At 62.9% G+C, this 11,732-nt stretch carries 13 protein-coding genes; 3 read left to right on the top strand and 10 right to left on the bottom strand.

Going from position 1 to position 11,732, the window contains the following annotated elements; all coding sequences use genetic code 11:
- Positions 1-268 precede the first annotated feature (268 nt).
- On the top strand, positions 269-436 hold the full coding sequence (locus BJ917_RS31990) for a hypothetical protein (protein ID WP_177435575.1): 168 nt from the start codon (positions 269-271) through the stop codon (positions 434-436).
- A 51-nt stretch (positions 437-487) separates the two neighbouring features.
- Here the strand turns inward: BJ917_RS31990 and dmpG are convergent, their stop codons facing one another.
- From dmpG to BJ917_RS09460, 4 genes are read right to left on the bottom strand one after another with little or no spacing between them, the layout of a single operon-like run.
- Positions 488-1,522, bottom strand: coding sequence for a 4-hydroxy-2-oxovalerate aldolase (gene dmpG / locus BJ917_RS09475; protein WP_121103193.1), 1,035 nt, complete (start codon positions 1,520-1,522; stop codon positions 488-490).
- A 12-nt stretch (positions 1,523-1,534) separates the two neighbouring features.
- Positions 1,535-2,443: an acetaldehyde dehydrogenase (acetylating) gene (locus BJ917_RS09470; RefSeq protein WP_096509993.1), complete on the bottom strand. Its 909-nt coding sequence runs from the start codon at positions 2,441-2,443 to the stop codon at positions 1,535-1,537.
- A 19-nt stretch (positions 2,444-2,462) separates the two neighbouring features.
- On the bottom strand, positions 2,463-3,254 hold the full coding sequence (locus tag BJ917_RS09465; RefSeq protein ID WP_121103192.1) for a fumarylacetoacetate hydrolase family protein: 792 nt from the start codon (positions 3,252-3,254) through the stop codon (positions 2,463-2,465).
- Positions 3,251-4,093, bottom strand: coding sequence for an alpha/beta fold hydrolase (locus tag BJ917_RS09460; protein ID WP_121103191.1), 843 nt, complete (start codon positions 4,091-4,093; stop codon positions 3,251-3,253). Before BJ917_RS09460 ends, BJ917_RS09465 begins: the two co-directional genes overlap by 4 nt.
- 258 nt (positions 4,094-4,351) lie before the next feature.
- Between BJ917_RS09460 and BJ917_RS09455 the strand changes: the two genes are divergently transcribed.
- Positions 4,352-5,125 (top strand): SDR family oxidoreductase, encoded by a 774-nt coding sequence (locus BJ917_RS09455; RefSeq protein ID WP_121103190.1) that lies wholly within the window; start codon positions 4,352-4,354, stop codon positions 5,123-5,125.
- Between the two features lie 17 nt (positions 5,126-5,142).
- Complete coding sequence (locus tag BJ917_RS09450; RefSeq protein ID WP_096509989.1) at positions 5,143-5,640, top strand: SRPBCC family protein; 498 nt, start codon at positions 5,143-5,145, stop codon at positions 5,638-5,640.
- Positions 5,641-6,357: 717 nt separating this feature from the next.
- On the opposite strand, the gene BJ917_RS09440 is transcribed toward BJ917_RS09450, so the two are convergent.
- From BJ917_RS09440 to BJ917_RS09415, 6 genes are read right to left on the bottom strand one after another with little or no spacing between them, the layout of a single operon-like run.
- Positions 6,358-6,783 (bottom strand): steroid Delta-isomerase, encoded by a 426-nt coding sequence (locus BJ917_RS09440; RefSeq protein WP_121103189.1) that lies wholly within the window; start codon positions 6,781-6,783, stop codon positions 6,358-6,360.
- A complete protein-coding gene (locus tag BJ917_RS09435; RefSeq protein ID WP_121103188.1) occupies positions 6,784-7,986 on the bottom strand; it encodes an acetyl-CoA C-acyltransferase in 1,203 nt (400 codons plus the stop codon).
- Positions 7,987-8,017: 31 nt separating this feature from the next.
- Entirely contained in the window at positions 8,018-8,476 is a 459-nt protein-coding gene (locus BJ917_RS09430) for a MaoC family dehydratase (RefSeq protein ID WP_096509986.1), read from the bottom strand.
- A 2-nt stretch (positions 8,477-8,478) separates the two neighbouring features.
- Entirely contained in the window at positions 8,479-9,261 is a 783-nt protein-coding gene (locus BJ917_RS09425) for an SDR family oxidoreductase (RefSeq protein WP_121103187.1), read from the bottom strand.
- Positions 9,262-9,275: 14 nt separating this feature from the next.
- On the bottom strand, positions 9,276-10,469 hold the full coding sequence (locus BJ917_RS09420; RefSeq protein ID WP_121103186.1) for an acyl-CoA dehydrogenase family protein: 1,194 nt from the start codon (positions 10,467-10,469) through the stop codon (positions 9,276-9,278).
- A complete protein-coding gene (locus tag BJ917_RS09415) occupies positions 10,466-11,638 on the bottom strand; it encodes an acyl-CoA dehydrogenase family protein (RefSeq protein ID WP_121103185.1) in 1,173 nt (390 codons plus the stop codon). Before BJ917_RS09415 ends, BJ917_RS09420 begins: the two co-directional genes overlap by 4 nt.
- Between the last annotated feature and the right edge of the window lie 94 nt (positions 11,639-11,732).

Below are 11,732 nucleotides of genomic sequence, written 5' to 3'. Positions count from 1 at the left end.
GCAGGCTCCCTCCCACAAAGGACTGGTGTTTGTCAGCAAACTCTATGTACACCACCACATCACTGTGGGAGCGAGCCTGCTCGCGAAGAGGCCGGCACCTTCAACATCACTGCTGTCTGACACGCCGCCATCGCGGGCAAGTCTTGCTCCCACAGGGGATTGGGGGGGGTGGGTTGAATTGGATCGGGTAGTCCATTCGGACGAAGCCACACATCGCCAGTCGCCATAACGTGCCTCTACAACAATAAAATCCATGTCGAGGTTCGCCATGCGAAAAGCCACTTGTGCCCTGTTCATCCTCGTTTGCGCCGGCAGTACCGCCAGCCTGTGCGAGTTGTTCAAGAATGAAGCCTACCGCCCGACCACGGCGTATTTCAGCTGTTCGAGCGCGGCCATCAACTGTTATCCGCCGCTGGTGCGCAATCTGCTCCCATAAAAAAACCACCGGCCCTGTAAACAAGACCGGTGGTTTTCAGTGTTTCAAGGATCAGGTCGGCAACACACCCCGTGACCGCGACAGGGTCAGCGCCAGGTCTTCGATCATGTCTTCCTGACCGCCCACCGTACCGCGTCGCCCCAATTCCACCAGCAACTCACGAGCCGCAATGCCGTACTTCTGCTCGGCACGCTTGGCAAACAGCAGGAACGAACTGTAGACCCCCGCATACCCCAGGGTCAGGGCATCGCGATCGAGGCGGATCGGTTGGTCCATCATGGGCACCACCAGGTCTTCGGCAACGTCCATGATCCGGTACAAATCGACGCCACTGTTGACTCCCATCCGCTCCAGCACCGCCACAAACACTTCCAGCGGCGTATTGCCGGCCCCGGCGCCGAGCCCCGCGACCGAACCATCGATTCGCGCAGCGCCCGCTTCGATCGCCGCCAGCGAGTTGGCAATCGCCATGCCCATGTTGTGGTGGCCATGGAAACCGACTTCAGTCCCGGTATTCAGCCCGGCGCGCAAGGTGCCGATCTTTTGCGTCACTTCGTCGGGCAGCATGTAGCCGGCCGAGTCGGTGCAGTAGATGCAATTGGCGCCGTAGCTCTCCATCAGCCGCGCCTGCTCCAGCAGTTGTTCGGCGCTGACCATGTGCGCCATCATCAGGAAGCCGACGGTGTCGAGGCCCATCTTCGCCGCCATACCGATGTGCTGGCCGGACACATCCGCCTCGGTGCAATGGGTCGCCACGCGAATCGTCGACACCCCGTGTTCATGGGCCATCTTCAGGTGATCGAGGGTGCCGATCCCCGGCAGCAACAACGCCGAGACCTTGGCCTGCTTCATCAACGGGATCACCGCCGAGAAATATTCCTCGTCGCTGTGGGCCGGAAAACCGTAGTTCAGCGACGCGCCGCCCAAGCCATCGCCATGGGTGATTTCGATCAGCGGCACACCAGCCGCATCCAGGCCGGTCGCAACGCTGATCATCTGCTCCAGGCTGATCTGGTGCTGCTTGGCGTGCATGCCGTCGCGCAGGCTCATGTCGTGCAGACGGACGCTTTTACCTTGTAAATTCATGCTCATCTCCACTCAGCGAACGGGCAGTTGCAGGGCGCCCTTGTGGGCTTCTTCGGCGAACATCTCGGCGGTGCGCAAGCCGGCGGCGGTCATGATGTCGAGGTTGCCGGCGGATTTGGGCAGGAAGTCGCCCAGGCCCTCGACCTCGATGAAGATCGACACCTTGCGCCCGTCGAACACCGGCCCGTTGATCAGCTTGTAGCCGGGCACATAGCGCTGCACTTCACGAACCATTTCCAGCACCGAGGTGCGGATCGCATCCTGGTTCGGCTCGTCATCGGTCAGGCAGTGGATGGTGTCGCGCATCATCAGCGGCGGCTCGGCCGGGTTGATCACGATGATGGCCTTGCCGCGCCGGGCACCGCCGATCCGTTCCACCGCACCGGCCGTGGTGCGGGTGAATTCGTCGATGTTCTGCCGCGTGCCCGGGCCCACCGAACCGGAGGAAACGGTGGCGACAATCTCGCCATAACTCACCGGTTGCACCCGCGACACCGCCGCCACCATCGGGATGGTTGCCTGGCCACCGCAGGTGACCATGTTGACGTTCATCGCCAGCGTTGCCGCGTGTTCCTTGAGGTTGACCGGCGGCACGCAAAACGGGCCGATGGCCGCCGGCGTGAGATCGATCATGATCACGCCCAGCTCGTTGAGCTTGCGGCTGTTTTCGGCATGGACGTAGGCCGAGGTGGCATCGAAGGCGATGCGAATATCGTCGTCAAGAACGTGGGGCAGCAAGCCGTCAACACCCTCGGCGGTGGTCTTCACCCCCATTTCCCTGGCACGTTTGAGCCCTTCGGATTGCGGGTCGACGCCGACCATCCACACCGGTTCGATCCACTCGGATCGATACATTTTCATCAGCAAGTCGGTGCCGATGTTGCCGGGGCCGATAATGGCCGCTCTGAGTTTCTTGCTCATCCGGTTAAATCCCCACAGGTCAGGCGCAGAAAGACACCCGGGCACTGCCCAGGCCATCGATGGTCAATGAGAAACTGTCGCCGGCACGGGCCGGTTCCAGCGGCACCAGCGAGCCCGAGAGAATGATTTCCCCCGCCTTGAACGGAATGCCGAAGGCGCCCAGGGTATTGGCCAGCCAGGCCACGGCGGTCAGCGGATTGCCCTGCACCGCCGAGCCGAGGCCCTCACTGAGGGGCGCACCGTTTTTCGACACGCGCATGCGCAGGTTGGGCAGGTCCAGCTCGCGCGGGTCGACCTGGCTGTCGCCCAGCACGAACACCCCGCAGGACGCATTGTCGGCAACGGTGTCCTGGATGCGGATGCGCCAGTCGTGGATCCGCGAATCGACAATCTCGAAACACGGCATCACGTATGCGGTGGCGTCCAGCACATCGGCTTCGGTGATGCCGGGGCCGACCAGATCGCGCTTGAGCTTGAAGGCAATCTCACCTTCGGCCCGGGGCTGGATCAGCTTATTGGCAGACAGGGAAATCCGGGCGTCATCGGCGAAGGACATTTGCCGGGTGATAAAACCGAAATCCGGCTGATGCACATTGAGCATCTGCTGCACCGCCGCCGAGGTCACGCCGATTTTCTTGCCGACGATCTCATCCCCGGCCGCCACTCGCCGTTCGATGCTGTAGAGGGAAATGTGGTAGGCGTCTTCGATGCTGATCGCCGGCCAACGCTCGGTCAGCGGCGCCAGCGTGCGGCCGCTCAGCAGCGCCTGATACAGCTCTTCGCCGAACTCGCGGCGCAATTGCACGCTCATCGGCGGGCCTCCCCGAGGAATGCGAGGCACTGGCGATTGAACCGTTCACGGTGCTCGACCTGGACCCAATGTCCGCATTCGCTAAGCAGCACGAATTGAATATTTCGGCAGTGCTGCATCATGGTGTGTGCGCCCGACACCGGGCAGAATTTGTCGTTCATGCCCCAGAACCCGAGGATCGGGCACTGCAATTCGCCCAGGCGCTCGGTCATGTTCGACACTTGCATGGTCGACAGCACGCAGACCGGCTGCTGCTGCACCACGGCCACTCGTTCGTTGACCGTCTCGTCGCTGATCAGGGTGTCGTCAAACAATTGCAGCGCCAGCAAGCGACGCATGCCCGCCGCGTCGTTCAGCTCACCCTTGGCGAAGGCCGCGCCCATTTTCTGGATGCCTTCCATTTGCAGGTAGTACTGCTCTTTTTCCATCAGGCCACCGGGGGCCATCAGCACCAGGCGGCTGACCCGTTGCGGCTGGTCGAGCGCCAGTTTGATCGCGATGGCGCCGCCCAGGGAGTTGCCGACCAGCACGCATCGCTGGATATCCAGGGCGTCGAGCAGACCGCTCAGGGCGGTGACGAAGAAATCGAGGGTGTAGAGGGTGTCGGGTTTGTCCGAAGCGCCGTAGCCCGGCAGGTCGGGGACGATGACGCGGTAGCCCGCGTCGGCGAACACCGGGTAATTCTGTTTGAAGTTGCTGTGACCGCTGGCACCCGGTCCGCTCCCGTGAACGAAAATAACCGGCTCGCCGCTGCCGATGTCTTGCTCGCCGATATCTTGATAGTGCAGCTGCAGTCCATCCGGCAGCGTAACGAAGTGCCCTTGCGCTGAAGCGCCCATAAGGTGTCCTCCCGGCCTGTTGTTGTCATCGGATTATTCCGAGGGGCCGGGCAATCAACATCGTCCGACAGGACTACGCGACGGCAGGAGCCGGCTTGCCGGCGAAGGCGTCCGCCTTGGCGGTGCACGGCTCGAGGTCCTCTTCGCTGGCAAGCCAGCTCCTACACAGCCTCGTCCTCTAGTCTTATCGGACGTTGGCCAATGGAGTCGCCAGACCTAGCATCGGAAGCATTTCCGAACCACAAGACGAGGCACCCCATGCTTGATCCGATGGACTTTCGCGGCAAAGTGGTACTGGTTACCGGCGGTGGCAAAGGGGTCGGGCGCGGCATCAGCCAGCGCTTTCTCGAATGCGGCGCCGACGTCGTGATCTGCGGTCGCGAAGCCCCGCAGACCTTGCCAGCCAGTGGCGGGCGTGAGGCGCTGTTTGTGCCTTGCGATCTGCGGGATGTCGAGCAATCGGGGCAGTTGATCGAGCGAATTGTCGAGCGCTTCGGTCGCCTCGATGTGCTGGTCAACAACGCCGGCGGCTCACCGAACGCCGAGGCCGCCAGTGCCTCGCCGCGCTTCAGCGAATCGATCATCCGCCTGAACCTGCTGGCGCCGCTGAATCTGTGTCAGCAGGCCAACCGGGTGATGCAGGCGCAGCCCGAGGGTGGCGCGATCATCAATATCTGCAGCGTCAGCGCCACCCGCCCGTCTCCCGGCACCGCCGCCTATGGCGCGGCCAAGGCCGGGTTGCTCAACCTGACCACCTCGCTGGCCGTGGAGTGGGCGCCCAAGGTGCGGATCAACGCCGTGACGGCCGGGTTGATACTCACCGAGCAGGCAGCCATGCATTATGGCGACGACGCCGGAATCGCCCGGGTGGCAGCGACCATTCCGTTGCAGCGCCTGGCAAATCCTGAAGATATCGGCGATGCCTGTCTGTACCTGGCCTCATCGCTGGCACGTTATGTCAGCGGCGCGGATATTGCCGTGCACGGCGGCGGTGAACGACCTGCGTTTCTTGACGCGGCCCAATCCCATTGAAAACCAGGAGTTGCACCATGTCTGCGATTGCCAGCCACAGCGTCCTGCTCGACCTCAGCCTGCCAGCCGCGTGGGCGAAATTGCGCGACCTGAGCCTCGCCCCGCACTACGTACCGGGCTTGACCGGTTGCCAGTTTCACCCAGGCGCCCATGAAGGCGTGGGCGCCAGCCGCCGGGTGTTTCGAAAGGGTGGGCAATGGCTGGATGAGACCGTGGTGCAATGGCAGGAAGGCGTCGGCTTTGTGTTGGTCCTGCACAAGGCCAGTGGCGGCGCACCCTTCCCCTTTCGCGAGGCCTGCTTCAGCTACACCCTGCAAGCCGAGGGCGACGCCACGCGCATTACCACCCGGATGAGCTACAGCCTGCGCGGTGGCCGGCTGGTGGAGGGGTTGCTGGGCAAGGCGTTCAACAAGGTGGTGCGCGAGATCGCCCTAAACCTCAAGGCCTATTACGAAACCGGCAAAACCCAGAATGCCGATCTGGTTCAGGGACGTACGTTGAACTCTGCCCTGTAAACACCACTTTCCCTGTGGGAGCAAGGCTTGCCCGCGATGGCGGCTTGTCAGGTGGCATTGATGCTGGATGTGCCGACCTCTTCGCGAGCAGGCTCGCTCCTACAGTGGACTTGCGTCGACCATTGAAACTGGAATCGAGGCTTAACCTTGTGGGAGCGAGCCTGCTCGCGAAAGCGGTGGGTCAGCCGACATCACTATTGGATGTGCCGGCCTCTTCGCGAGCAGGCTCGCTCCTACAGTGGGTTTGCGTCGACCATTGAAACTGGAATCGAGGCTTAACCTTGTGGGAGCGAGCCTGCTCGCGAAAGCGGTGTGTCAGTCGACATCACTATTGGATGTGCCGGCCCCTTCGCGAGCAGGCTCGCTCCTACAGTGGGTTTGCGTCGACCATGGAAACTGGAATCGAAGCTTAACCTTGTGGGAGCGAGCCTGCTCGCGATGGCGGTGGGTCAGCCGACATCACTATTGAATGTGCCGGCCCCTTCGCGAGCAGGCTCGCTCCTACAGTGGATTTGCGTGGACCATGGAAACTGGAATCAAGGCTTAACCTTGTGGGAGCGAGCCTGCTCGCGAAAGCGGTGTGTCAGTCGACATCACTATTGGATGTGCCGGCCCCTTCGCGAGCAGGCTCGCTCCTACAGTGGATTTGCGTCGACCATGGAAACTGGAATCGAGGCTTAACCTTGTGGGAGCGAGCCTGCTCGCGAAAGCGGTGTGTCAGTCGACATCACTATTGAATGTGCCGGCCCCTTCGCGTTCAGGCTCGCTCCTACAGAGGTTGATTTCGCTCCAGAAGGCCTTCATCGAACGGATCTTGCCGTCGGCATCGAACTCCATCACGTCGATCACGTGCAGAGAACACGGCTGCCCTGCCCACTCCATGTCGACCCGAAACGGCATCGCACCGCAACCGTTGAGTGTTGCACGCACCGGCCCCGTCAGCGTCGCCGATACTTTGCCGGTGCCCAGCCCTTCACGGTAGAAGCGTTCGATGGCGACGATGCCCTGCAGCGGTGTTTGGCCGACCGGGTCTTCAACGACGGCGTCAGGCGCGTAGAGATCGAGGATGCCGTCGATATCACCGGCATCCACCAACTCCACATAGCGCGCCATGATCGCCTGAATCTGTTGTGCACCGATCATTCAGACCACCTCGAACAATGCGGCAGCGCCCATGCCGCCACCGATACACATGCTCACCACCACGTAACGCAAACCGCGGCGCTGGCCCTCGACCAATGCGTGCCCGACCATTCGCGCACCGGACATCCCGAAAGGATGCCCAATGGAAATCGCCCCGCCGTTGACGTTCAAGCGGTCGGCGGGAATACCCAGGGTGTCGCGGCAGTACAGCACCTGGCAGGCGAATGCTTCGTTCAGCTCCCAAAGGCCGATATGGTCCATGGTCAGGCCATGGCGCTTGAGCAGCTTTGGAATCGCATAGATCGGGCCAATGCCCATCTCGTCCGAATTGCAGCCCGCAACCGCCATGCCGCGATAAATCCCCAGCGGTTCCAGGCCACGTTTTTCCGCCATTTTCGCGCTCATCAACACCGAGGCCGAAGCGCCGTCGGACAGTTGCGAGGCGTTGCCGGCGGTGATGAAGCGGCCCTTGTCGCTCCACTGGCCACCCGGCCATACCGGCTCGAGCGCATTCAGGCTTTCTCGGGTGGTGTCGATGCGGTTGCACTCGTCGCGCAGCAAGGTCACGGTTTCAAAACGGGTTTCGCCCGTGGCCTTGTCGACGATGGCCTTGCGGCTGGCCAGCGGTGCCAGTTCACGGTCAAAGCGTCCGGCACTCTGGGCCAGGGCGGTGCGCATCTGGCTCTGGTAGCTGTATTCGTCCTGCTCTTCACGGGAAATGCCGTAACGTGCGGAGACGATCTCGGCGGTTTCGATCATCGGTATATAAGCGTGCGGATCGAGTTCGATCACCGCGCCGGACTGGTTGCGATACAGGTTCTTGTGTTTGTTCTGCACCAGGGAAATCGACTCCAGGCCACCGGCCACGGCGATATCGATTTCGTCGCACATGATGCCTTTGGCGGCCATGGCAATGCTCATCAACCCCGACGAGCATTGGCGCTCGACCGCCATCCCGGCGACGGAAGCCGGCAAGCCGCCGGCAATCGCGCACAGGCGCCCAAGATTGTAGGACTGGGTGCCCTGTTGCGCGGCGGCACCGATGATCACATCGTCGACTTCCCCCGCCTCGATGCCGGCGCGGCGAACGGCTTCGCGCACCACGTGGCCACCCAGTTGCGGCGCTTCGGTGTCATTGAACGCGCCGCGAAAGGCCTTGCCGATGGGCGTGCGGGCGGTCGAAACGATGACGGCTTCTTTCATGCTCAATTCCTCGGAAATACTGCTGACTGACTCAGGCGGGGTAATAGCGGCTGATGGTGTCGACCACGCAACCGGGGCGTTCCTCGCCCTCGATCTCGACGCTGACGCGGATGGTCGCCTGAACGCCGCCCTTCACTGCCTCGACCGCGACCAATTGCGCGCTGCCCCGTACTCGCGAGCCGACGCGGACCACGGCGGGAAAACGCACCCGCTCGCAGCCGTAATTGACGCCCATGGCCAGGCCGCGCACCTCGACGATCTGCGGAAGAAACAGGTTGACCAGGGACAGGCTCAGGTAGCCGTGGGCAATGCAGGTGCCAAAGGGTCCGCTGGCAGCCTTGACCGGATCGACGTGAATCCATTGGTGATCGCCCGTGGCCTCGGCGAACCGGTCGATGCGTTCCTGCTCCAGAAGCAGCCAGTCACTGACGCCCAGGGCCTCGCCCACGGCGTCGGACAAGGCCAGGGGCGTGTCGAATATACGTGGCATGTTCAAGCCCTCTGGCTGGACACCGACAACACTTCGCCGGTCATGTAGGAGCTGTAATCGCTGGCCAGGAACATCATCACGTTGGCCACTTCCCAGACCTCGGCGGCGCGCCCGAAGGCTTCGTTGGCGGCGAGCTGATCAAGCACCGCCTGGGGTGCGGATTTGCGCAGGAAATCGTGCAAGGCAATGCTCGGACTGACCGCGTTGATGCGGATGCCATGTTCAGCGGCCTCCACCGCCGCGCAACGGGTCAGCGCCATGACCCCGGCCTTGGCGGCGGCGTAATGCGCCTGTTCTTTCTGCGCCCGCCAGCCCAACACCGAAGCGTTATTGACGATGACCCCGGCCCGCCGCACGATCATCTTCGGCAGCATGGCGCGGGTCATGCGCATGGTGCCGGTCAGCGTCACATCGAGGACCCGGTTCCACTCATCGTCGGACATCTCCACCAGCAGCCGTGAACCGCCGAGCCCGGCGTTATTGATCAGTACATCGACGCCCTGCAGATCCCGCTCGGCGCCGGCGATCAGTTGCTGCACCTGGGTTTCGTCAGCGACGTTACAGACCTGGCTGAAAACCTGTTCAAGACCGGTGGTCTGGCGGATCTTCGACACCGCTTCGGCCAGCCGGCCTTCATGGATATCGCTGATCATCAAGGCGCGGCAACCTTCCTCGGCCGCACGCACGGCGGCGGAAAAACCGATGCCGGCGCCCGCCGCCGCGGTGATCAATACCGACTTGCCGCGCAGCAGGCCGTGACCTGCAACATAGTGAGGAACAGACATGCAAAACTCCTTGATCAGGTGCGCGGACGCGGTTCCTTGGGCATTCCCAAGGCGCGCTCGGCGATGATGTTGCGCTGGATTTCGTTGCTGCCGCCGTAGAGGGTGTCGGCGCGACTGAACAGGTACAGCGACTGCAAGCGGGTGAGTTGATACGGCGCGGCTTCGAGCAATTCGGCTTCGGCGCCGAGCACGTCCATCGCCAACTTGCCGAGGCTGGCGTGCCAGGTCGACCAGAACAGCTTGTAGATGGTCGCCTCCTTGCGCAGCGACCCGTCCTGCGCACCGGAAAGCATGCGCAGCGAGTTGTAGCGCATGATCCGCAGCCCGCTCCAGGCGTCGGCCAGACGCTGGCGCATCACCGGATCGCGCGCGGCACCGTTGGCCTTAGCGATGGCGATGATTTCGTTGAGTTCGTTCTGGAACTGCATCTGCTGGCCAAGCGTCGAGACACCACGCTCGAACCCGAGCAGCGCCATCGCAATCTTCCAGCCCTCCCCCGGCTCGCCAATGATGTTGGCGGCGTCGGTGCGGGCGTCGTCGAAGAACACTTCGTTGAATTCCGAGGTGCCGGTCAATTGCTCGATCGGCCGTACGGTAATTTCTGCCTGGTCCATCGGCACCAGCAGGAACGACAAGCCGCGATGGCCCACGCTGCCGGGCTCGGTACGGGCGATCACGAAGCACCAGTCCGATTCATGGGCCAGCGAGGTCCAGACCTTTTGCCCGTTGATCACCCAGCTACCGCTGGTTTCGTCCAGCGTGGCGCGGGTCTTGACGTTGGCCAGATCCGACCCGGCGCCCGGCTCGGAATAGCCCTGGCACCAGAACTCGGTGCCGCTGACGATGCCCGGCAGAAAGCGCCGATGTTGCTCGGCAGTGCCGAACGCGGCGATGGTCGGACCGGCCAGGCCTTCGCCGATATGGCCCATGCGTCCGGGACCGCCGGCGCGGGCGTACTCTTCGTGGAAAATCACTTGCTGACTGATCGACAGGCCGCGTCCGCCGTGTTCCGGCGCCCAGCCGACGCATGTCCAGCCACCCTGGGCCAGTTTGCGCTCCCAGGCTTTGCGTTCCTCGGGAAACATGTGCTCATCGCCCGGCCCGCCGCGAAAGCGCAGGGGCTCGAATTCACCGCAAAGGTTGGCGCCCAACCAGTCGGCCACTTCCCGACGGAAACCCTCGTCCTGCTCACTGAAACTGATCTTCATGGCTGCTCCCCGAGAATCACTGTGGCAATCCGCTCGCGATGCCAGGCCGGTCGTCCGAGAAAGCTCTCGCTGGCGCGGGCGCGCTTGAAATAGAGGTGCGGGTCGTATTCCCAGGTGAAACCGACGCCGCCGTGCAACTGGATCGATTCGGATGCGCAGTGGAAACAGGTTTCAGAGCACTGTGCCTTGGCCAGCGCCGCCGCCAGCGGAAGTTCGGCGGCCACTTGCGGGTCGCCCGACGGATCGAGGACTTCCTGGGCCACGCATGCCGCGTAATAACTGGCCGAACGGGCGCATTCGACTTGCAACATCATGTCGGCGGCACGGTGTTTGAGGGCCTGGAAACTGGCAATGGGACGGCCGAACTGCTGGCGCTCCTGCATGTAGGCAACGCTCAGGTCGAGCACCTGCTGGGCACCACCCGTCTGTTCGGCGGCCAGGCCGATGCAGGCCAATTGCAGGGTTGTCTCCAGCGCAGGCCAGCCGGCACCGAACTCGCCAAGCAGGCAGTCGGCGTCGAGATACAGGTTCTTGAGCTGGATCCGGGCCTGGCGCCGGGTCTGGTCCATGGTCGGCAACATCTGCCGCTCGATCCCGGCGCGCTTCGCGTCCACGGCGAACAGGCTGATACCCGACTCGCCGGCCGTTCCGGGCGATCGCGCGGCAACGATCAGGAGGTCGGCGCCATGGCCGTCGAGGACATGCTTGAGGGTACCGTCGAGTACGAACCCGTCACCTTCGGCAACCACGGTTGACTGGATATCCTGCGCCGACCAGCCATTCGCGCTGCTGAAGGCCAGGGTCGCGGTGAGGCTGCCGTCGGCGATCGACGGCAACCAGCGTTGCTTCTGTTCCTCGTTGGCCGCCAGCAACAACGCAGGCGTGGCCATGCAGGCGGTGGCGAAAAACGGTGAGCACAGCAGGCGACGGCCCATCTGTTCCAGCAAAATCGCCAGTTCGACGAAGCCCAGGCCAAGCCCGCCGTACGCTTCGGGAATATGGATCGCCGGCCAGTACATTTCGCGGCACAGCCTCTGCCAGAGAGCCTCGTCGAAACCTCGCTCGCTGACCATTGCCGCTCGCACGGCGGCAGAGTCCGACACATCGGCGAGAAAACCCTCGGCCGATGCGCGGATCATTTCCTGTTCGTCGCTGAATGCAAACTCCATCGCGGCGCCTTCTGCTCGTTAAGCGGGGCGCGCATGGCGCAACACCCCTTTGAGCTTCGAGTTTGGCGTCCGCCGAACGCGGCAGAATCGTTAG

Origin of the sequence: Pseudomonas sp. WPR_5_2 (genome assembly GCF_003634475.1) — a bacterium.
GTDB classification, from domain to species: domain Bacteria; phylum Pseudomonadota; class Gammaproteobacteria; order Pseudomonadales; family Pseudomonadaceae; genus Aquipseudomonas; species Aquipseudomonas izuensis.
Note: the sequence above shows the minus strand (reverse complement) of the source record. Positions and strands in the feature narration are given on the sequence as shown.